The 21,491-nt window shown below is 41.9% G+C and carries 17 protein-coding genes and 1 pseudogene; 14 read left to right on the top strand and 4 right to left on the bottom strand.

What is annotated here, in order from left to right:
• The first annotated feature begins 199 nt into the window (after positions 1-199).
• The 5 genes and pseudogenes from B1A85_RS18785 to B1A85_RS18770 all read left to right on the top strand — a co-directional run bounded on the left by B1A85_RS18785 (position 200) and on the right by B1A85_RS18770 (position 2,881).
• Entirely contained in the window at positions 200-1,171 is a 972-nt protein-coding gene (locus tag B1A85_RS18785; RefSeq protein ID WP_104548269.1) for a bacteriorhodopsin, read from the top strand.
• A 539-nt stretch (positions 1,172-1,710) separates the two neighbouring features.
• Positions 1,711-2,226 (top strand): WD40 repeat domain-containing protein, encoded by a 516-nt coding sequence (locus B1A85_RS18780; protein ID WP_168192435.1) that lies wholly within the window; start codon positions 1,711-1,713, stop codon positions 2,224-2,226.
• 79 nt (positions 2,227-2,305) lie between these two features.
• Complete coding sequence (locus tag B1A85_RS18775; protein WP_168192434.1) at positions 2,306-2,575, top strand: tetratricopeptide repeat protein; 270 nt, start codon at positions 2,306-2,308, stop codon at positions 2,573-2,575.
• A 6-nt stretch (positions 2,576-2,581) separates the two neighbouring features.
• A pseudogene (locus B1A85_RS26295) lies at positions 2,582-2,656 on the top strand (hypothetical protein); the annotation flags it as partial.
• A 36-nt stretch (positions 2,657-2,692) separates the two neighbouring features.
• On the top strand, positions 2,693-2,881 hold the full coding sequence (locus tag B1A85_RS18770) for a hypothetical protein (RefSeq protein WP_104548266.1): 189 nt from the start codon (positions 2,693-2,695) through the stop codon (positions 2,879-2,881).
• Between the two features lie 1,086 nt (positions 2,882-3,967).
• On the opposite strand, the gene pgeF is transcribed toward B1A85_RS18770, so the two are convergent.
• Complete coding sequence (gene pgeF / locus B1A85_RS18765; protein ID WP_104548265.1) at positions 3,968-4,741, bottom strand: peptidoglycan editing factor PgeF; 774 nt, start codon at positions 4,739-4,741, stop codon at positions 3,968-3,970.
• Positions 4,742-4,984: 243 nt separating this feature from the next.
• Between pgeF and B1A85_RS25825 the strand changes: the two genes are divergently transcribed.
• From B1A85_RS25825 to B1A85_RS18750, 3 genes are all read left to right on the top strand, one after another.
• Positions 4,985-6,256 (top strand): M23 family metallopeptidase, encoded by a 1,272-nt coding sequence (locus B1A85_RS25825; protein ID WP_210404584.1) that lies wholly within the window; start codon positions 4,985-4,987, stop codon positions 6,254-6,256.
• A 140-nt stretch (positions 6,257-6,396) separates the two neighbouring features.
• Positions 6,397-8,235, top strand: a complete 1,839-nt coding sequence (sppA, locus tag B1A85_RS18755) for a signal peptide peptidase SppA (protein ID WP_104548264.1) — start codon at positions 6,397-6,399, stop codon at positions 8,233-8,235.
• A gap of 66 nt (positions 8,236-8,301) precedes the next feature.
• A complete protein-coding gene (locus B1A85_RS18750; protein WP_104548263.1) occupies positions 8,302-8,541 on the top strand; it encodes a hypothetical protein in 240 nt (79 codons plus the stop codon).
• Between the two features lie 242 nt (positions 8,542-8,783).
• Here the strand turns inward: B1A85_RS18750 and chlG are convergent, their stop codons facing one another.
• From chlG to B1A85_RS18735, 3 genes are all read right to left on the bottom strand, one after another.
• Positions 8,784-9,842: a chlorophyll synthase ChlG gene (gene chlG, locus B1A85_RS18745; RefSeq protein ID WP_104548262.1), complete on the bottom strand. Its 1,059-nt coding sequence runs from the start codon at positions 9,840-9,842 to the stop codon at positions 8,784-8,786.
• A gap of 20 nt (positions 9,843-9,862) precedes the next feature.
• The gene (locus B1A85_RS18740) at positions 9,863-10,966 is read right to left on the bottom strand and encodes an ArsA family ATPase (protein WP_104548261.1); all 1,104 of its coding nucleotides are present in this window, start codon (positions 10,964-10,966) and stop codon (positions 9,863-9,865) included.
• 84 nt (positions 10,967-11,050) lie between these two features.
• Positions 11,051-11,245, bottom strand: a complete 195-nt coding sequence (locus tag B1A85_RS18735) for a DUF2862 domain-containing protein (RefSeq protein ID WP_073549899.1) — start codon at positions 11,243-11,245, stop codon at positions 11,051-11,053.
• 365 nt (positions 11,246-11,610) lie between these two features.
• Between B1A85_RS18735 and B1A85_RS18730 the strand changes: the two genes are divergently transcribed.
• The 6 genes from B1A85_RS18730 (at position 11,611) to B1A85_RS18705 (ending at position 21,475) form a co-directional block, all read left to right on the top strand.
• Complete coding sequence (locus B1A85_RS18730; protein WP_104548363.1) at positions 11,611-12,453, top strand: ABC transporter permease; 843 nt, start codon at positions 11,611-11,613, stop codon at positions 12,451-12,453.
• Between the two features lie 63 nt (positions 12,454-12,516).
• Entirely contained in the window at positions 12,517-13,869 is a 1,353-nt protein-coding gene (locus B1A85_RS18725; protein WP_210404583.1) for an ABC transporter ATP-binding protein, read from the top strand.
• A gap of 13 nt (positions 13,870-13,882) precedes the next feature.
• Positions 13,883-17,404 carry a glycosyltransferase gene (locus tag B1A85_RS18720; protein WP_210404582.1) on the top strand — a complete coding sequence of 1,174 codons (3,522 nt, stop codon included), beginning with the start codon at positions 13,883-13,885 and terminating at the stop codon, positions 17,402-17,404.
• 96 nt (positions 17,405-17,500) lie between these two features.
• Positions 17,501-18,274 carry a methyltransferase domain-containing protein gene (locus B1A85_RS18715; protein WP_104548258.1) on the top strand — a complete coding sequence of 258 codons (774 nt, stop codon included), beginning with the start codon at positions 17,501-17,503 and terminating at the stop codon, positions 18,272-18,274.
• Positions 18,275-18,467: 193 nt separating this feature from the next.
• Positions 18,468-19,040: a hypothetical protein gene (locus tag B1A85_RS18710; RefSeq protein WP_104548257.1), complete on the top strand. Its 573-nt coding sequence runs from the start codon at positions 18,468-18,470 to the stop codon at positions 19,038-19,040.
• 251 nt (positions 19,041-19,291) lie between these two features.
• Positions 19,292-21,475, top strand: coding sequence for a hypothetical protein (locus B1A85_RS18705; protein WP_210404581.1), 2,184 nt, complete (start codon positions 19,292-19,294; stop codon positions 21,473-21,475).
• Positions 21,476-21,491 lie beyond the last annotated feature (16 nt).

The raw sequence follows: 21,491 nt of genomic DNA, 5'->3' as shown, positions 1-21,491 counted from the left end.
AGTCGATTTTAGCGTGTTTTTTCCCGGTATTGATAGTTTGCAAATGAATAGTAAGCAACTAACAAATTAGCCTATAAATCATACATCATAATAAATCAAAACCGCAAGTTAATATAATAAGATTTCAAATAAAAAAGTAACATCAATTTAGTTTGAACTTACTTTTTCACCAGAAAATATCAAGTAAGGAGGAAAATAAGTGTTTAGTTGGAATATACCAACAACTTTGCTAAGCTCGCACAACTACATAGCACAAACCGTAGTTGTACCAGAAGGTACAATTATGGAAAATCTACTAACATATTCGCCAGTACAGCACCAATTAATATCACATTTACTAACACTTGGTGTAAGTGCAATGGCGGTAGGATTTGTTTATTTTATTACCACAAACGAACGCTCCTCACCGCGCTTTCAACCATCGTCAACGCTGTCAGCGGTTGTGATGGTATCTGCTTTTTTGATCTTGGGCTTGCAACTACTTGAATGGCTATCATCGTTTGCTTTTGATGGTACAGTATGGGGATTGGGTGTCGGTACTGAAGGGAGATTTACAGAAAGCACCTTCTCGAATGGCTTTCGTTATCTCAATTGGTCGATCGATGTACCGTGTTTGCTAACTCAAATGTTGTTCGTTATCGATGTAACGCCAGGTCGTTTCCGAAAGTTACGGTTTCGCTTCATTACGGCTGGCTTATTAATGATTTATACCGGATATATTGGGCAATACTTCGAAATTACAAACACAGGTTGGTTTCTTTTTTGGGGAGCAGTCAGTACAGTTTTCTATGTTTATATTCTTTATATGGTAGGGAATTTAATTTTCAAATCGCGCGAAAATTTACCACACCAAGCCTATAAAACTATGGGAACTATTTGGTGGTTGATTTTAATTTCTTGGACGCTTTATCCGTTAGCATACTTAGTTCCTTGGGCTTGGAAAACGTTTCCCGCTTGGGGAGCGTGGGCAGCCGTAACGCGACAGTTTCTTTATACAATGGCAGATATCTTTTCTAAAGTTATTTATGGTGTCTTGCTATCGAGTGTCGCGCAAGCTCGTAGCGCCGCAGAAGGATATGAACCTGCCATTCAAGTTCAGATTGATGGTGGTGCAGCGAGTAGAGAATATCTTGAACGCAACACGCATCGCGAGTCAACGAGAGCTGAGTAGGTTAATGATCGCTCAAACATAATTATTTCAGTATTTTTCCCCCTTGCTCTCGCTATTTTGTACATAAGATTTATGAAGGATGCTGAGATTAAGTGAGGTTGTGACAGGTTATTTTTTACACGCTGAGCAAGCAAATGAAAGTAGGAAATAATTATAATATGGTGCGAGCGATCGCATTATGTTAACAATGCCTGTAGTAGCGGTTTACACTGCCCACCTAGCGATTGCAACGCATTATCTGTTATCTGTAAAAGATTATAAGTTTACTAGAATCTGGACAATTTCCACGCATCGAGCAACAGCTTACTATAACGGTGGTTGAACGAGTTTCGCTATTTTTGGCAAATGCGGCTGTGCGATCGCAAGCCCTGTTATATCGTAATATTACATAATTGCTCAAGCAGTAGATAGCTCCTCTATAATTTTAAACAACTATATAAAATCCAGGTCATTGTAAAATTTAATACTTATTTAATTGACTAAACATCAAAAAAAGTTAACAGGCTGAAATTGTCGTTGCAGCTTACTCGCGGCGAGGAGTGCGATCGCTACAAGGACATCAAGCTGCTGTCAATCGTGTTGCGTTTAGCCCGAATAGCAAAATCGTTGCCTCTGCTAGCAAAGATGCTACGGTGAAATTGTGGTGTGTTGATGGTAAATTACTTAACACGCTGCTGCAAGGATATAACGATGCAGTTAGCGATGTTAGTTTCAGTGCTGATGGTCAACTTCTCGCCTCAGCAAGTGTCGATCGTACGGTCAAGCTGTGGCGTCTCGATGGTAAATTAATCGCTACATTACAAGGGCACAGTGGCTGGATCAATGATGTCAGTTTTAGCCCTGATGGAAAGCTTATTGCTTCAGCAAGCGATGACTCCACAATCAAACTGTGGAATATTCGCGGTCAACTTTTAGGCTCTTTTTCAGTAAAAACACAGAGTTTATGTGTAATATTTACTACTAACAGTAAAAATCTCATTGCAGTTGGTAATAATAGCGCTGTGTATCAGTGGAGTCTCGATTTGAATCATTTAGTAGCGCAAGGCTGCAATTAGTTAAGTGATTATTTAACGACTAATTCTCATGTTAATGCGAGCGATCGCCACCTTTGCAAAACCACAAATTAACTGTACTATGCTCCGTCTTCATCAAATAATACTCGCAACGTGCCTACTTTTCGGAGTTACTACTGCATTAGGTGAAATCCCGACTACCTATGCGCAATCGCCACTCGCAGCAATGAGTGCTGAAGAATATTACCATCAAGGAGTTTTTAAAGATCAACTCGAAGGCGATAAACAAGGCGCGATTGAATATTATACGCACGCAATTAAGCTCGATCCAAATCACGTTGATGCTTACAACGATCGCGGTTTAGCCCGCTTAGCATTAGGAGATCCGTAAGGCGCGATCGCCGATTACACCCAAGCGATAAAGATTAACCCTCTACTTGAAGATCCCTACCTCAACCTGGCGCAGCTTTATCACCAACGTGGCTTGAACCGCGAACATAGTGGAGATATGGTAGGAGCCATTTCAGAATATACTCAAGCTATTCAAGTTATCAACCAAATGCCATCTGCGGTGCGATCGCGACTGCGAGGTAATCGACAAGGTGCAGTTTACAATTTAGCAATAACTTACTATCATCGCGGCTTGACTCGCTACAACAGCGGAGATAAACCAGGCGCGATTAATGATTTACAATAAGCGGCGGAATTGTTTCGCACTCAAGAAGATCCTAATAACCACCAATTAGCTATTAGCAAAATCAGAGAAATTCAGCGCTAGCAACTAGCGCCTAAAACCAATTAGTCATTCCTAACTCAAGTTGAAATTCATCTTGAACTACCATTGTCCTATTAGGGATCAGATATCAGTAGAAGTTGTATTTTTACCCAAGAGCTAAAGAGCTTTTCATTTGAGCTAAATTCAAACAGTCAACAATATATACATTTAAGCTTTGTTAACCAATATTTTTCACATTCTTAGCAATAAACAGTTAAACATAAGTTAACTCTTGATAAACTTTTCATACAACTTTCGGTGCTTTCTACAGCTAACTTCTACAGCAATGTTAATTATTCTGAAATAGTCAAGCAGATGAGTTAGCAAAGGAAAAACGACGATCTTTGAAAAAGAGATTAATGAAGTCAAAACAGTAGGATTCATTACCTCTTGCATAACTACAGTCATGGTAATCGCCACTTGGATTTAGTGCTTGCAAAACATTGTTTAACTAGCTACCAGCTTTGATTTGTAATGCTTTCAGCTTTCTAAACCGCCTACAAACACTCGTCTCACACAGGATGAAGGGTTACTGTCTAAAGCGCCAAGCGCTCTGAGTTTTGTGCTAGCCTAACAATCAGAAAGCGCTGCAAAAAGAAATCAGTTTCAAATAAAAACAGTCATATTGACTATTACGCATTTAACTTGCATGAATGTTTTGCCAAAATAATTGATTTAACTTCTGTATAGCTTTTGGAATTTTTAATTTAAAAATTCATTTATACCAGCTACCTTCTTCACATTATAAACGCCTCTAGAGGTAATTCCCTAAAGGCGTGTAGTTCGGTATATAAAGTTTAATTTAGTTATCCCTGAATATGCTTATAGCATAACCAAATTACAGGCAATTTATTATAAAAATATTGTGAAAATTAGCTAAGAAAATGCAAAGTATCCGTTAAGTGTAGATTGCATATGCTTTTTAGAAATCCACAGCTTCGGTTATTACTGATAAATACTGATTGATTTTCAGTAAATTATACAGGAAAAGCTCAGGAAAATGAAATACTATTTACTGATAATTCCCGACCATTGAACTTTTTTTTGCTGGTCGCGACGGTAAGAAAAGAAACACTCAGGCTGTTGATAAGTACAATGAGGTGCGATCGCTACTTGTTCGGGGTGAATTCCTAAATGTTCTAACTGAAGGGCAATCACGCGCCGCACATCGAGGCGCACGCGTTCTGGTTCAGGGTCGGGAAGAATTGGTGCTTTGGGCAAGCGCTGTAGGGCATTGATAATTAACTCATCAGCACTAGCAGTATATATCGTAGCTCCGACTTGAGCCGCGACTTGAGTCGAAACTTGGTAAACTGCACCTGAAATTGCAGGTCCTAAGGCAATGCGCAAATCGGCTAATCGACTACCTTGTGCTTGCAAACGCGCGATCGCCACTGGCACAATTTTCGCTGCGGTTCCACGCCACCCTGCATGCACTGCCGCGACTTGCCCAGTTTGAGAATCCGCAATCAATACTGGAGTACAATCGGCACTAGCAACCCACGCTGATTGCAAAGCTTGTTCTGTGACGACACCATCAGCTGGTGGTAACGAATCATTTTCGGCGTTAATTGCTGCTTTAATTTGAGAAGGCGTCAAAACAATATTGCCATGTACCTGTTTGACTCGATAAGCTTCTACAGTTGGATGCAGTACCTTAACAAGTTCTGCGGGAGAACGCGACCAAAACTGCTGAGTAAAAAAACCATGCAACCAAGGTTCTAAAAGACTACAAGTAAGATACGGTAAGCCTTGCCAAGTTTGCCAGTGCCAAGTATGCATTGATAATTAGGTAGATAGGTAGAAATAAACGTAATTTAAAGGCTGGTAAGGGGTAACTGGTAATTGGTCGCAGACTCGACTACATACCCATTACCGATTACCCAACACCAAACAGTTCAAGCCATTCTAACAGCTACAGACACTGTAGTAGGAGTACTACTTGCGCCTGACCCTCTTTCCTGACGCGAGACAAACCAGTATAATCTTCCACCAAGGCGAATCAACAGCAACTGAGAGGAATGAATGAAACAGGGAAACGAAAACGCCAGCGCGCCTTCATCCTATTTTGGGCGGCGTTCGCTGCTATTACCAAGCTTGACGTGTCTTGGTGTAGTTAGCCTCCTCAGTCACCAACCAGCATTGGCACAAGCAAGTATCGATAGCATCGTTGTACCTATTAAGGAAGACACAACTCCTTCCCCAACCAATTCAAATGATGCGCATCAAGCCAGAGTGGAAAGATTACGCCAAAAACTTGCGACTCCAGCAGTTCCAGTTAAACCAGAAGCATCACAACAAGTCGCTACTCCTCAAAAACGCCCGCAGACAGTTCTGCCAAATACACCTACAGCGCAAAAACCGCAAGCAACTAACCCGACACCAGACTTCAGCAGAACGCATATCGATCCGACAAACTATAGTATTGGTGCGACTAAAACTTATGAGCCGCCTAGTGCGGTTGTCCTATCAGAACGTTCTACAGGATGTCGCGCCGTTGTTCGCAACGGGCAAGGTGCTGCAAGTGCTTGTCCGACGGTACCCCAACGTACGAATGTTGCTATTCGTAACCCGCGATCGCGTAGCGCGTTGACACGAATACCGACAAGCAATCAAATCGCAAGTGTATCGCCAGTGCGTGGTAGTAGCGCTAGTTATATAAAAACAAGTGGTGCCAAAGAACCGCCAGCATACATTCAACAAGCGATCGCACTTGTCAATCAAAGCGTCTCGCCTAGCACGCAAGCTTACTACAACCGGATGCAGCAGCAAGGAGTGAGGATTCGCAATACAGGCTTACTCTTTCCCTTAACCATCCCTGCACCAATTACCTCTTTATTCGGCTGGCGCATTCATCCAATTACAGGCGATCGCCGATTTCACGCGGGAATTGATTTAGGTGCACCTACAGGAACGCCTGTATTGGCTGCGTATACAGGAAAGGTTGCGATCGCTGACTTTCTGGGCGGCTACGGGTTAACTGTTGTCCTCGAACACGAAAAACTCGCCAAGAGCTCTGACAAAACACCGCTAGAAAATACTCCGCCACAGCAAACGCTCTATGGTCACTTATCCGAGATCTTTGTGCAACCAGGCGATCGCGTCAAACAAGGAACCGTCATCGGACTTGTAGGAAGTACGGGAAATTCCACTGGTCCCCATTTGCACTTTGAAACGCGGCATTTAACGCCCGAAGGCTGGGTCGCAAGCGATCCTGGCTTTGAGTTGGAATATGCTTTAACGAAGCTTGTAGAAGCGCTAAAAACCGCTCAAGCAGAAGAGTCAGAGAAGAGTTAACTTAAGAGAAATCGAGGCTCAAAGATCGCGAGTTTAAAAAATCACCCTAACTCCCAATTTCTTCGTTAAAATAAACTCGATCTTTGCTCAGGCTTTTCTCTATCCCTAACCCCTGACCTCCGACCTCTGACCCCTCTTTAATGCGGAACTTTTTCAAACAAACCTTTGCCAGTATCGTCGGAACCATACTAGGACTGTTAATCTTTATTGGTGTCGGTACTGGCGGATTACTGTTGTTACTTGTAGCAGTCGCATCGAGAGATACAGGACCACAACTCAAAGAGCAATCTGTCCTTGTTTTTGATTTGTCCTTGGATATTACAGATACACCGCCAAGCTCAAGCCCTGGAATCATTCTACAACAAGCATTAACCGGCGAAGAAAGCAATCGCGTTAGTTTGCGTACAGTGCTGGATGTTTTAGAAAGAGCGCGGCAAGATAACCGGATTGTTGGCTTGTATCTTGATGGGAGTCGCACTACCGCCCAAAGTAGTGCTGGCTTTGCTACGCTCAAAGAAGTGCGTCAAGCATTAGAACGTTTCCGCGCCTCAGGAAAAACAATAATTGCCTACAATACAGACTGGCGGCAAAAAGACTATTACCTCAGTTCGGTCGCGAATACAATCGTTGCGAATCCTTTGGGAGCGATGGAACTCAATGGATTGAGTAACCAACCTGTATTTTTCGCTGGGGCTTTGGAAAAGTTCGGCGTTGGTGTCCAGGTCATTCGCGTTGGTAGATTTAAGGGAGCAGTGGAACCGTTTACGCGATCGCAATTAAGTCCCGAAAACCGCGAACAATTACAGCGCCTATTAGGTGATGTTTGGGCAGAATGGCTAAATGCAGTGAGCAATAGCCGTAACGTAAGTACGTCACAACTGCAAGCGATCGCGGATAATCAAGGAATATTATTACCTGATGAAGCGCAAAAAAGTGGTTTAGTCGATCAAATTGGCTATTTTGATGAAGTTTTAGCGCAATTAAAGCAACTAACTGGAGAATCACAAGAGAGCCGTACTTTTCGGCAAATTAGTGTACCAAGTTATGCGCAGCTAGAACGGGGAACGCGGACTGCACGCAACTCACGCAATAAAATTGCGGTTGTTTATGCCGAAGGAGCAATTGTCAACGGACAAGGAAGCGCGGGACAAGTGGGAAGCGATCGCTTTGCCCGCATCTTGCGTACGCTGCGTCAAGATAATCAAGTTAAAGCCGTTGTCTTACGAGTGAATAGTCGTGGTGGTAGCGCGACAGCTTCTGAGGAAATTCAGCGCGAGTTGCAACTCACCCGCCAAGTTAAACCTGTTGTCGTCTCAATGGGCGATTATGCAGCTTCTGGCGGTTACTGGATTGCGACGGATGCTAACCGCATCTTTGCTGAACCGAGCACTATTACAGGTTCTATTGGTGTCTTTGGACTGCGCTTTAATATCCAACAGCTAGCTAACGATAACGGAATTACCTGGGATAGCGTTAAAACAGGTCGTTACGCCGACAGTCAGACGATCGCGCGTCCGCTATCAACTCAAGAACTGACGCGATCGCAGCGCACTGCCGAACGATTGTATAATATCTTTCTCAATCGAATTGCCCAAGCACGCAAACTTCCTTTACCGAAGGTAGCAGAAATAGCCCAAGGGCGAGTTTGGTCAGGTGCTGCAGCCAAAGAAATTGGCTTAGTCGATGAAATCGGTGGACTTGATGCCGCAATTCAGTACGCAGCTGCGCAAGCTAAGCTAGGTAACGATTGGCAATTACATGAGTATCCTGAAGTACGAACTTTTGAAGCCAGACTTTTAGCCCAGCTAGCCAGCGGAATTCGTTTAATGATGCAAGATTATCCGCTTGAGCGTTCGTCGCTACCAGTCCCGCTGAAATCAGAATTGGAGAAACTGCAAGCCGAAATCTCTGTCTTACAGGCGATGAACGATCCTTTAAATGTCTACGCTCGCTTACTGTTTGATTTAGAAATTGATTGAAATTTTAAATTTCAGTGGTAAATTAAGTAGAAGCCACCGACAATTTACTATTTTTAGCATCTATCTATGGATAGAAAAGTCAAGCGCCTCGTATTATTAGTTGTTTCTTGCAGTGCAGCGGGAGTTATTTTGGGAGGAACTGCAAGTTGGGCAGAAAGCAAACAGTGTTTAAAAGCTACTCATGTCACAAGCGAGTGTTTAACTCAAGATCCTGTGATGAATACCCTGCAAGGAATTAGTACTGGTTTTATCGCAGGTGCAGGTGCAGCATTTGGTGCTGCATGGCAGTTGCGTCACGAAGAATAGAAGAGAGGTCAGAGGGGTCGGAGGCTGGGGATTATAGCGGCTAGATTGTAGTTATTTCAATCGTTCTGAGCCTCTATAATTACCCTGACTACAAATTAGACCTCAAACTTCAAACTCTATACTTGAGGTAGCCCCGCAGGGAGTCAGAGGGCGTTTGTGATTCATTCAGGAAGTCTATTACGCGACAAAAGCTAAATTCTAAAAATTTGCTGATTTCTGACCCCCGATCCCTGACCCCTTTTCTACACTCCTGCATGACCCAATGCTAATCCAGTTACGAGCATGCCTAGAACAAGAAAAGGTTGCGCGCTGGCTTGGTACTTAACATCATTTTTGATGGGATCGCGCAAGAAGTACATATCCTGAAACGTAATTTGCGGAATCAACAACAAAAGTAAAATTGCCCCGTAGAGGTTTTCGCCTATGCTGATTAAATAAGCCGCAATTCCTGCTTGAAATAAATCAATCATAGCGACACAAATCCACGCGGCGGTGTTGACGCCAAACATCACCGGTAGCGACTTGAGTCCTAATTGGCGATCGCCTTCCACACTTTTGAAGTCATTTACAACTGCAATTCCCAATCCAGCCAAGCTGTAAATCAACGTCAGCATCGCGATTGTCCAATTCAAATCCCCAAATAACGCATGACCCGTCCACCAAGGTAAAGCAATGTAGCTGGCACCCAAGGCATAATTACCTAGCCAACCATTGCGCTTGAGTTTCAATGGCGGTGCAGAGTAGATATACGCTAAGAATGCGCCGCCCAGCGCCAGCGTTGTGATTGTGGGAAAGTCGTGACCAACCCAGCGGTCGAGAACAAACGCTAAAGCGATTCCTGCAGCAAGTAAGAGTAAGATTTGAGACACAACTTGCGGGATGGAAATTGCCCCTGAAGGAATTGGGCGGTAGGGTTCATTAATCGCATCAATTTCGCGATCGTAAAAATCATTGAGTGTTTGCGTATAACCCGTCAGTAGGGGTCCTGCGAGTAACATACAAGTTGCAGCTTTCAAGACATTTTCTAACGTCCAGGTGTATTCTCCCGACGAAGCCGCGCCACAAACGACACCCCAAATCAGGGGAATCCAAGTAATCGGCTTCATCAGCTGCAAGCGGATTTTCCAAATCGATGTTTCTCCTGAAGCAGCACCTTTCATTCCTAGTAGTTGCCGCGTTTTGGCACTACGGTCGGTGGGTGCGATCGGCGCTGCGGTATTAGGGTTGATATTGACCGCGTCTGGAGTTTTGTTGAGTGCCTCATCAGCAGGCTGAAACGGTGGAGGAGTTGAGTTCGACATAGTAATTTACTTGACAGCTTCTAGAAAGATATTGTCAAATAGTTGTTTTGAAATTTGGCACCAGCGATTTGTTTGCCACTCAAACCAGGAGGTAAAAAGATATTCCGCCGCTGATCGCCTGCTTCTACGGTAACTTCTGGACCTGATTGCGTTAGTTTAACTTGTTTTTTATCAAATCCAGGCAAAAATAGGCGGACTTGACCTGTAGCCACGTCAATTTCGATTGGTTTAGGGGCTTGCTGCGCCTGCTGTACAAAATTTGGCAAGGCGTTCATCAGCTGCTCGTCATCAAAAGTACTGCCAGTGACAACTGTAACCGGTAAAGGGTCAAATTCATTCGATAAACTCGCAAGCGTCGTATCCGCTGAATGTAGTATAACGCCTCCCACGATTAAACCAATTTGCTGCGCGCTACCCCATAAATAACGCACACTCGCAATGTCTAGCGGGTCATTTGTTGTCACCAAAAACGCTGCAACGCGCTTCGGGTCAGCTAGTGCGGCTTTGCCTTGGTCGAGGATGTTGTTAATTTGATTGGTAGGTTGAGCAAAGTTATCCGCTGTCCAGTTAACATTGAAAAAACTGCTAATCAACGGTTGAATAAACGGCGATTCCGCGATCGCTTTACCCAAATCAGAATTCGCAAACAATTGCCGAAAACGCCTTACGTACCAACTCAAGCTTTCTGCCATTCCTAACATCCGCAGCGTGGTCGAGTCACCACTACTGTCATAGATGATGACGTCATATTTACCGCTAGCATCGTATTCGCGCAACGCATTGAGTTCCAAAGCGCTGTCCATACCTGGTAAAACTGGTAATTCTTGCCCGTAGACATCTTTGAGGATAGGTGTTCGCAAATACTGCGCCTCGAGTTTTTTGACCTCTTCCCAGCTACGTTCTAGCAAGCCGGAAGTTTTGAGTTGCACCGCTTCGAGATTGGGAGATACTTGCTGCGGTGCGGAACTTATCGAGGTATTGAGAAGTAGACTCAACCCAGGTCCAGTATCTCGTCCAGCTAAGAGGACGCGTTTACCTTCGGTTGCGAATTTTTTGGCAGCAGCGATCGCAATTTTTTGGCGATCGCTACCACTTTTGCCTAAAAAGGTCAGTATCAGCGCCATTACAATTTTTCCTAAGCAGTTTTTATGTTCGGGGGTTAACTTTTAGTTATGTATAGCTAGGGACAGCTACCCCCAGTATCACCCCTACTGCATAACTTTGAGTTCGTCTTCAAAAAACCAAGTTGCGAACTGGTCTTCAAATTGAACGACGACGCCAACGCTACTTCCGTCAAGCATTTTGAAGCCTTTAACCGTGCCAATTTTGCCGAGGCGTTTGACAATCAGTGGTGATACTCGATCTCTTAAACGGCAGACCTTAACTTGTTGTCCGATTTCCATTCCAACTTACTACACAAGTGAACCATGACTCAGTGTAGCGGAATCTTAGGTGACAAGCGCTGTTCGTCGCTAGATTTTGATCGTTTTACCCCTGAGTACGTCAGCATTTGCCAAAATATCAATACTTCTCCTAAACCCCGACCTCCGACCCCTGACCCTTTTCAAGCGCTAGATATCTTAACGAAGTATTGCGTTATCGAAAATTTCCGATACAATCTTGTGCTTAGTAGCACCTAAGCGAACTACCTGATTTATTTAGGATAAGAGGTAAGCTAAATCAAAATTATTTCAAAATATGGCTCGATAGCCTAACGTCAAATACGGTGTGTCGGTAGTGGGCGAGGATGTGAAAATTGCGACAAACAATCAAAGGCGTTGTCCGAAAAGCGGGCGCTAGTAGCTTGCTTTCAGCGAGTAAGCGATGGTGGGCAAGGTTAGACCTACTGCGATCGCTTGTCCAGCGAGACCTCGATGCAAAATACAAAGGTTCTATTTTAGGCAACTTATGGCCTTTATTAAATCAATTATCGCAGTTACTCATTTATACTTATGTTTTTTCAATTGTGCTGCGCGTGAGGCTGAGTGTCCAAGGCTTGCCCGACAATAATATTACTTTTGGGTTGTGGTTGTTTGCTGGGTTATTACCTTGGACAGCTTTCCTTAATGGTTTTTTTCCGGCTGCTACCTCGGTGATCGCGCAGCAGAACTTAGTTAAAAAAGTTGTTTTTCCTTTGTCATTATTACCTTTAGTGCCAATTTGTTCAGCTTTTATCGAAAGCTCGCTGGGACTTGTCGTTTTAATTTTATTAGTGGGAATAGCATCACAAGTCGTTCATAGTACGCTTTGGCTATTGCCGATTGTTTGGATACCACAGTTATTACTCACTGCTGGACTAGGATATCTCGCGGCTGGTTTGACGGTTTTTTTAAGAGATGTACCGCAAACCCTTGGATTAATCATCAACGTGTGGTTTTATGCTACGCCGATCATTTATCCAGCGTCGTTGATTCCCGAAGCGTGGCGCGGATGGATTTTTTGGCTCAATCCGATGACAGCGATCGTCGAAGTTTATCGCGACTTGGTTTTAGTCGGAGAATTAAGACATGGAGGCGAATTAAGCGTGGCGGCGATCGCTTCTTTTGTCGTCTTTTGTTTTGGCTTTGCTGTCTATCGGCGACTGCGCCCAGCGTTTGCTGATGTTCTCTAAGATCGTGGAAACCAACATAATCGTTATTGACTGTTTTCGTTGCCATTTTTAGGCATGAATATCATGGGTGAAATCGCAATTTCGCTAAACAACGTCTCCAAATGCTTTAAACGGTACGCACGCCCAGTCGATCGCTTGAAGGAAATATTGCTTCCTCATCAAAGTGCGGCTGATGAATTTTGGGCATTACGGGATATCAACTTGGAAGTCCCCAAAGGGCAAACCTTAGGTGTTGTGGGGCGCAATGGTTCGGGAAAAAGTACATTACTTCAGATTCTCGCTGGTACACTACAACCAACTACCGGTCAAGTCACGGTGAAAGGGCGAATTTCGGCGCTTTTAGAACTAGGAAGTGGCTTCAATCCAGAATTTACTGGACGACAGAATGTTTTTTTTAACGGGCGCTTGTTGGGTTTGAGCCATCAAGAAATCGAAGCAAAATTTGATGAAATTGCTGGGTTTGCAGATATTGGAGATTTTATCGACCAACCTGTTAAAACTTACTCTAGCGGAATGTTCGTGCGCCTAGCTTTTGCGGTTGCAGTGAATGTTTATCCGGAAGTCTTGATTGTAGACGAAGCTTTAGCTGTCGGTGATGTTGTTTTTCAACACCGCTGTATGCGCCGGATGCGCGCTTTGATGGATTCTGGCGTGACAACGCTGTTTGTTTCGCACGATTCGGGCGCTGTCAAAACTTTGTGTAACTCTGCAGTTATGCTGCATGAAGGCAGAATTTACGCGACAGGTTCGCCTAATGCTGTGATTATCGAGTACATGAAACTTGTCACGCAAGAAGAACTGGGATTGCTCAACGAGACGGAACAACCCACGCTGCTAGAAGAAAGTCACGATGCTTTTGATGCGAGCGATCGCATTGCTGGCGAGACACCTGATACCCCCAATATCGCGCACCATAACGGTAACAATGGCAAACCACATAGACGCGGAAATCGCAAGGCTTTAATTCAAGATGTGAAAATTTTAAACTCTTTGGGAGAATATTCTAGAGACAATTTAGTTTTTAACTTTAATGAAGAGGTAACGCTCGTCGTAGACTTAGTAGTTTATGAACCGTTGCAAGGATGTATCGTCGGTTTTTTTGTGTGCGACAAAAATGGCAACGAAATTATTGGTAGCAATACGTGGGAGGAAAATCTCCAAATCGGCAAGTTATCTCCAGGCGAGAAACTGACAGTGCAATTTAAATTTAGACTACCATTAAGACCTGTTTCTTACAGTGTCACTGTTGCGGGTTCAGAAGATTATACGTCGGTAACTTTTGATTGGATAGACAATGCCCTCGTTTTTCAAGTGTTACCTCCGGACACGGGTAAAAATATCCATGCGTTAGTCGATTTACCAATGTCAGTTGAGGTCAGCCGCAATTTATCTAATGTATCCGCCGTGCAAGTATGAGCCAGAAAAATGTATGAATTTAACTCATAAAAACTATCCTACTGCTGAGAACATTACGATAGAAAGTCTAGATGACAATCATAGCTTAAAAAAAATCTACCATTTAGTTGGAGCAAACAAGCGAGTTGTCGATTTTGGTTGTGCTACAGGATATCTTGCACGATTACTACAACAGCAAGGGTGTGAAGTTACAGGCGTTGAAATCAATCCAGAAGCAGCAAAAATCGCCGAACATTACTGCAAGCAAGTTGTTGTTGCTGATTTAGATATTGTTCGCCTTGCGGAAATTTTACCAACTCAAAGTTTTGATGTCGCCGTTTTTGGCGATGTTTTAGAACACTTGCGCGATCCGTGGAGAGTGCTGAAAGAAACTCAGAATTTGTTAAGTCCTGACGGATTTGTTGTGGCTTCGATTCCCAACATTGCGCACGGCTCAATTCGGCTAGCTTTGCTGCAAGGTAAATTTGAATATACAGAATTAGGAATTTTAGACAATACTCATTTACGATTTTTTACAAAAAAAACGGTAGAAGATTTATTTGAAAAGACAGGTTATGTTATCGATGTCATAGAGCGGACAAAATTGCCAATCTTTGCAGAAGCACCGTTAATTCCGCAGTTAAACAAAGCAGATTTCAGTAGCGAACTTATTCAAAAATTAGAACAAGAAGAAGAAACAGAAACACTGCAATTTATTTTACGCGCTTATCCAGGCGATCGTAAAAGTAAATATACCGAGTTAAGCAAACAATACTCGCAACTTGTTGTACAACTGGAGTTCACTCAAACACAACTCGAAAATTCGCAATCGCAACTACAGCATATTCAAGTGGAACTAGAAAGTTCGCAATCGCAGCTAGAGCAAGCACAATCAGAAGTTGAAAAACTCCGAATCCAACTGCAACAAAAACAAGTTCAACTAGAAACATCGCAATGGCAAATCGAGCAATTGCAAGCCGAATCAGCTCGCGCGCGATCGCAATTGCAGCAAAAGCAAGAAGAATTAGAACACTCACAGCGACAACTTGCGCAAACACAAGCCGAGCTAGAAGCGTCGCACTCGCAGCTACAACAAACACAAGCCGAGCTAGAAACGTCGCACTCGCAGCTACAACAAACACAAGCTGATTTGGCGCGATCGCGATCGCTTATCGATGCAATGGAGAGTAGTAAATTCTGGAGATTGCGCAATCTGTGGTTTGGCTTCAAGCAACTTATCCGCACTAATAGTCCACCGAATATGCAAACTACCACCCTCGTACCAACCAATCGTGCTGAAAGCGGTTTTAATCTCAATCTCAAAGAAATCAAATTCAACGCTACGCCAAAAACGCTAAACGGCTGTTTTGATAGCATTGATGGTGTCAACCCTACCGCGATCGCAGTACCTCAGGAAAAACCAGTGATTGCTAGAGGCTGGGCAATTTTACCAAATGAAGAAAAAGTAGCAGATTGCGTTATTATTACCCACGGTAAAAATCGTCAGTTAGTTGCGGTTGCTCCGGTTAATTCAGAAAGACCAGACGTAGCACAAGCTTTCAGTAATCCTGCTTACCAAAAATCTGGTTGGAGTGCGATGCTGAATCTTGCCAATTTCCCCGTCGGAAAAATTCAGCTTCAAGCCTGGGCATATAACGCAGTGCTTCAAGAAGCAACGCTACTCAGCTTTCCCAGTGCCAACGTTAAACCAATCAGTTTGTTATCGCGACTGAAACACTATTATACGGTGTTGCGGGTTAAAGGTACGCGGTATGCGCTCTCACAGGCTGCGAAGAAAATCTACTACAAGCTTGATACTTCACCTGCAGCAGTTGAAGTCGGAACGATCGCCGCACCGCATCAAGAACAATACGCGCGCTGGTTAAGCAAGAATTTTCCTAGAGAAGCTGATTTAAAAAAAATGGCTGAGACAGTGGAAATTTTCCCCTACAAGCCTACGATCAGCGTGATTATGCCTGTTTTCAATCCCCCAGAGCCATTTTTGCGAGCGGCGATCGCGTCTGTTTTAGAGCAAGTTTATCCGTATTGGGAATTGTGTATTGCTGATGATGCTTCGACTAAACCGCATGTTAGGTCAGTACTAGAAGAGTACGCGCAGCAAGATGCTCGAATTAAAGTTGTGTTTCGCCAAGAAAATGGTCATATCTCGCGAGCTTCTAATTCGGCGCTAGAGTTAGCAACAGGAGAATTTATTGCTTTACTCGATCACGATGATTGTTTGACGCCAGATGCATTATATGAAATAGCTTTGCTGCTCAATCGCCATCCCGAAGCAGATATGATCTACTCGGATGAAGATAAGATAGATCGACAAAATCGTCTTAAAGATCCATTTTTTAAGCCTGATTGGTGTCCTGATTCGTTTCTATCGCGAATGTATACGTGTCATCTAGGGACTTACAGGCGATCGCTAGTTGAGCAAATTGGTGGTTTTCGCGTTGGTTACGAAGGTAGCCAAGATTACGATTTAGTTTTACGGCTAACCGAAAAAACGACAAATATCTTTCACATACCCAAAATACTTTATCACTGGCGAGTTCATCCCGAATCAACCGCAGCTGGTGTCGCCAGTGTTAAATCTTATGCACATATAGCTGGCGAAAAAGCGATCGCCGAAGCATTAACGCGACGCAATGAACCAGGAAAAGTGACCGGAATTCCAGAATTTCCAGGAAACTATAGCGTACGGTACGAAATCTCCCACTACAAGCGAGTTAGTATCATAATTCCCACGCGTAACCTCGGTACGATTTTAAATCATTGCCTAGAATCGATTTTTCAAAAAAGCACCTACCCCGACTACGAAGTGATTGTTATCGATAACGGTAGCACTGAAGAAAAAACCTTAAAAATCATTGCGCAATGGTTAGAAAGACAGCCAGAGCGATTTAAATGTTATCCGCTTGATATTCCTTTTAACTATTCTCATCTGAATAATTACGCTGCGAGTAAAGCCAAAGGAGATTACTTACTATTTTTAAATAACGATACTGAAGTCATCACACCTGACTGGATCGAAGCGATGGTAGAACAGGCTCAAAGAGCTTCAATTGGTGCAGTAGGCGCGCTTTTGTTGTATCCAGATAATTCGATTCAACACGCAGGTGTCGTATTAGGATTAGGCGGTGTTGCAGCGCATAGCCATCGTCACTTTCCAGCGACAACACCAGGTTACGTATGTCAGGTAAAAACGATTAATAACTATTCAGCAATTACTGGTGCGTGTCTAATGTGTCGGCGCGAAGTTTTTGAGGAAATTGGAGGATTTGATGAAACTTTAGCTGTTGCTTACAACGATATCGATTTATGTCTAAAGATGAGTAATTTAGGCTACAGAAATGTTTATTTACCGCATGTTGTATTATACCACTACGAATCTAAAAGTAGGGGCTATGAAGATACTCCCGAAAAAATGGCTAGACTTCGCAAAGAGGCGGATTATCTCCTGAGCAAATGGCAAAAATTTATCGATAACGATCCTTGTTATAGCCCTAATTTAACGCGCGATCGCGAAGATTATAGTATTAATATCTAGCACGCTGTAAACCCACTGACAAAATTAAGTCTCAATTTCAGTTATCGTGCTTGGCAGCAGTCTCTATGCTAACCACTTAATAAAGTCGAGTCATCAATGAAACTGAAAGTAGTGAATAGCTCGGTTAGTACATTGGCACGTAAGCTTAACTCGCTTTTACCTAATAAAAAATTAGCAAGCGATACATCTAGTGTAGACAAGGAGGTACGTTACCGAATTGCTGCTAAATACTTAACTGGTAAAGGTATTGAGATAGGTGCTCTCCATTCTCCCTTACCCGTTTCCAATTCAGTAGATATCCAGTATGTTGATAGATTTACTATCGCTCAGTTAAGGCAACAATATCCAGAGTTAGCAGCTTACAAACTAGTCGAACCAAATATAATCGATGACGGGGAAACTCTCACTTCTATATCCGATGCGTCGCTAGATTTTGTCATTGCTAATCATGTTATTGAACATTGTCAGAATCCAATATTTTCTTTAGAAAATTGGTTAAGAGTATTAAAAGTTGATGGAATATTATATATTGCTGTACCCGATAAACGCTATACATTTGACTGCGATCGTCCTATAACGCCACTCGAACACGTCATTCGCGACTATGAAGAAGGCGGAAGTTGCTCAGCGCCATGTCACTACGAAGAATGGGCTAGACTTGTTGAAAAAGCTAGGGATAGCGACGTCGCAATCAGAGCCAAAGAATTACTTGACATCAACTACAGTATTCATTTTCATGTTTGGACACAAATAGAATTTTTAGAATTACTACTATACTGCCGAAATTCTTTATCTCTGCCGATTGAAATTGAATTACTGCAAAAAAATCAAATGGAGTTTATTGTAGTTATCCGCAAGTCCATCAAGTAAGTAACTAAATTATAAGTATATCTTATTTGACATGCGAAAAGAGAATTGTAGCAGTTTATGTAGTAGACTTTTTAGCAATCTAAAACTACAAGCATTTTTTACACACCTAATCAACGTTGGCAGCTAATTGAAAAATGATTCGGATCGTCGTTTTCTATAGCTATAACCAAGTTGGTAGGTAGACAAGGAAATCATGATTAAAATTCAAAAGTCGCTACATGTCACTTTTTTAGGCGCGAGCGCAACTATTATCTTAGTCGCTTGCGCTCCTGCTAATCAAACAACAACACCTCCTGATACAGCTAGCCCACCACCACAACAAACAACAGAACTACCTGCTGGCGTTAGCATTCCTGGAGTAAATAATGTAGGAGAAATCAATTTTAGAACAACTTCCATAGGTGCTCAAGGCTTCTTTGATGGTGTTAATGGTTCCAATGCTGCGCGAATAGAAGTCTCTGGAACTGAACCAATAAATGTCTATGGTTGGGCTATTCTTGCCCACAAAGGAAGACCAGCAGATAACGTTATTATTACATATGGAGACAACAATACTGTAGTTGCCGTTGCTCCCGTGAATGTAGAAAGACCAGATGTTGCTAAAGTTTTAAACAGTTCTGCGTTTGCTAATTCTGGCTGGAATATAAATCTTGATGCTTCTAGCTTACCAGAGGGAGTGGTAGTTCTTAAAGCGTGGGCTTATGACTCAGAAGCTAGAGAAGCTACGCAGTTAACGACTACCCGTGAAGTAGTTATAACTCGGTAATAATTTAATAAATAGAGTGAGTCAGTAGATGTGTGTACTACTCTCCTAACCTTATTAACAACAGAGTGAAGATTGTCACCTGTTTTTTGTTCTAATTTTGAGAAGCGATCGCCAAAAAAATATTTATATAAATAATGTTGAAAACGTTTCTTTACATACTTTCTATTACTTTAGTTTGTTGGTGGTTTTTATTACCTATCACCAACTCACTAAATCTCCCACTAGGTAATACATATGGAATTATTTCCAGAGTGGTCATTCAGGAGAGAAATCCTTTAACTGACTTTGCAGTTTACTTGATTTTGCTACTTATACCTAGCTTAATTGTTCTACTTATTGAGTTTCTTAGAACAAAAAATGTCAAACTTTTCTCGACCATCCACAACATTCAAATAGCTTTAGAAAAATTTATTAAACACAATATTTATTTTCCTAGTTTACTTATTTTGTTGATTGTTAGTTGGATTATTAACTTAACTCAACCGATGCTTAGATCTGGGCTAGCAGTTATGGTTCAGGATGGCTTTCATTATGGAGAACAAATCGGTTTATCACTAACTTTTTTAAACAATCCTAAAGAGTTTTTTAATCAAGCTTACTTGATGGTTAATGGTTTTACCCTAAATGTCCTTCCAGGAGCAATTGGAAATCTTTTAGGTGGGAACAATTATGACATATCTTTTTCTTTAATCATTTTTTATATTCTTTCTATTACACCAATCTTCGTCTCATTTTTTGTTCTTTTTGAATTAGCAGCATACATATCAATTGCTAATAAATGGCAAGTCTTTTGCTTACTACTTTTCATTTACCTCCCTCTCTATAATTCTATATTTATGTTTTTAGATAGAGACGGAGTATTTTTAATTCAAACTTACATCTCAGTTCGTTTGCTTCGTATCCTTACTATAGCAAATACTGAGGAATCAGACTCGTGGAAAGTTAAGTATGTTTATCCAAGTCTAATAGGTATTTCGATACCTATTAGCCTTCTTTATACATATGATAGAGCTACATATTTTGCTTTACTATTTTGTTATCTACTTCTTGTTATTGCAACTACTAAACAAAAGCAACTCTTTATTAAAATTGCTTTATCCAGCTTATTAAGTATAGGAGTAACAAGCTTATTTTTAATGATTACGTTGGGAATCAACTCTTTATTGGTTCCTATATCGCATATTTTATATTGGTCAAAGTATAGTGGGCTATTTACTTCTTTGCCTTATCCTCAAATTAATCTTTTTCAGTCCGAGATATTAGTTTGGCTACCTATATTATTTCAATCTCTATTTATTAGCCTTTTACTCATTAAATTTCAGAGTGAATGCATTATTCAAAAGAAAAACTGGCGCATTTTTCTATCAGAAGTTAGTGCTCCTCTATTTATCTTTTTGTGCGCTGTTATGTATATGCGCATTGCACTTGGTAGAAGTGATACTGGACATCTTATGTCTCCAGGTTTTTTTGCAATTTTTGCCTTGGTTATCCTTATTGGAAAACAATTAGCCACAATACAAAGTATTAAGTTTTCTTGGCTTTCTACTTTGGTTACTTGTCTGATTGTAAGTAGTATACTCAATTCTGCTTCTGTCAATGCAGCTATCAATATTTCGAGTATTTTAGAATATCCGAAGTTAGTGAATTCTTTGTTAACCAAGCGTAATTCTGATTTAGTCACTCCCCAGTATCTTGATACTGTAGAAAAAATGCAAGACGAGCTTACAGGACAGTCTTGCTTCTACACACTGACTTCTGAAGGCATTTGGTATAGACTCTTTCGCTTAAGTCCTTGCTCTAAGTACTGGTATCTGATCTACTCGACATCAACAGCAAGTCAGCAGGAACTCATCAATGATCTACGGCAGACAGCTCCTAAGATTATACTTTATTCAAATCAATCACTAGGCAATGGTATAGATGGAGTCAGAAAAGAAACTTCTCACTTACCGGTACATCAATTTGTCTGGGCAAATTATCGTCCATATAAATATATTCACGATCACTGGTTTTGGATTCGTAGAGAAACTGAAGCATCAGTAGCGAATTTACTCGTACCTGATCATAGACAGATATCAGGTTCTTTTGATACTTTAATCCCTGGAGAACACTCAGATGTTATCGCTACTGGCTGGGCTTTTTCGCCAGCCAATCAGATACCTCACGAAAATGCTGTATTCTTAACTTACAGCTTAGCTAATAAACCTAATGATATTCAACTGTTGAGTATTGGTTCTACTGGTATTGAACGACCTGATGTTGTAGCTGCTACTAATAATCGTGATGCGCTTAACTCAGGTTGGAGTATTACTTTTAACCGATTAAATCTACCAACAGGACAATTAGTTAATGTTAGAGCATGGGCGTATAATGCAACAGATCAAAAACTTTATGAAATTCCAACTCCTTCATTGAAGACTATTGAAGGAAAGTAGCTATTACTTATTTAAT

It is taken from the genome of Chroococcidiopsis sp. TS-821 (assembly GCF_002939305.1).
Taxonomy (GTDB): domain Bacteria; phylum Cyanobacteriota; class Cyanobacteriia; order Cyanobacteriales; family Chroococcidiopsidaceae; genus Chroogloeocystis.
This window is presented reverse-complemented; position numbering and strand designations above follow the sequence as displayed.

What these genes read in the sequence shown, in the direction of transcription:
- B1A85_RS18775 (WP_168192434.1), top strand. Translation starts at nt 2,306, where the DNA reads ATGCTCCGTCTTCATCAAATAATACTCGCAACGTGCCTACTTTTCGGA.
- B1A85_RS18710 (WP_104548257.1), top strand. Translation starts at nt 18,468, where the DNA reads ATGATTAAAATTCAAAAGTCGCTACATGTCACTTTTTTAGGCGCGAGC.
- B1A85_RS18720 (WP_210404582.1), top strand. Translation starts at nt 13,883, where the DNA reads ATGAATTTAACTCATAAAAACTATCCTACTGCTGAGAACATTACGATA.
- B1A85_RS18725 (WP_210404583.1), top strand. Translation starts at nt 12,517, where the DNA reads ATGGGTGAAATCGCAATTTCGCTAAACAACGTCTCCAAATGCTTTAAA.
- B1A85_RS25825 (WP_210404584.1), top strand. Translation starts at nt 4,985, where the DNA reads ATGAAACAGGGAAACGAAAACGCCAGCGCGCCTTCATCCTATTTTGGG.
- B1A85_RS18740 (WP_104548261.1), bottom strand. Translation starts at nt 10,966, where the DNA reads ATGGCGCTGATACTGACCTTTTTAGGCAAAAGTGGTAGCGATCGCCAA.
- B1A85_RS18750 (WP_104548263.1), top strand. Translation starts at nt 8,302, where the DNA reads ATGGATAGAAAAGTCAAGCGCCTCGTATTATTAGTTGTTTCTTGCAGT.
- pgeF (WP_104548265.1), bottom strand. Translation starts at nt 4,741, where the DNA reads ATGCATACTTGGCACTGGCAAACTTGGCAAGGCTTACCGTATCTTACT.
- B1A85_RS18715 (WP_104548258.1), top strand. Translation starts at nt 17,501, where the DNA reads ATGAAACTGAAAGTAGTGAATAGCTCGGTTAGTACATTGGCACGTAAG.
- B1A85_RS18735 (WP_073549899.1), bottom strand. Translation starts at nt 11,245, where the DNA reads ATGGAAATCGGACAACAAGTTAAGGTCTGCCGTTTAAGAGATCGAGTA.
- sppA (WP_104548264.1), top strand. Translation starts at nt 6,397, where the DNA reads ATGCGGAACTTTTTCAAACAAACCTTTGCCAGTATCGTCGGAACCATA.
- B1A85_RS18770 (WP_104548266.1), top strand. Translation starts at nt 2,693, where the DNA reads ATGGTAGGAGCCATTTCAGAATATACTCAAGCTATTCAAGTTATCAAC.
- chlG (WP_104548262.1), bottom strand. Translation starts at nt 9,842, where the DNA reads ATGTCGAACTCAACTCCTCCACCGTTTCAGCCTGCTGATGAGGCACTC.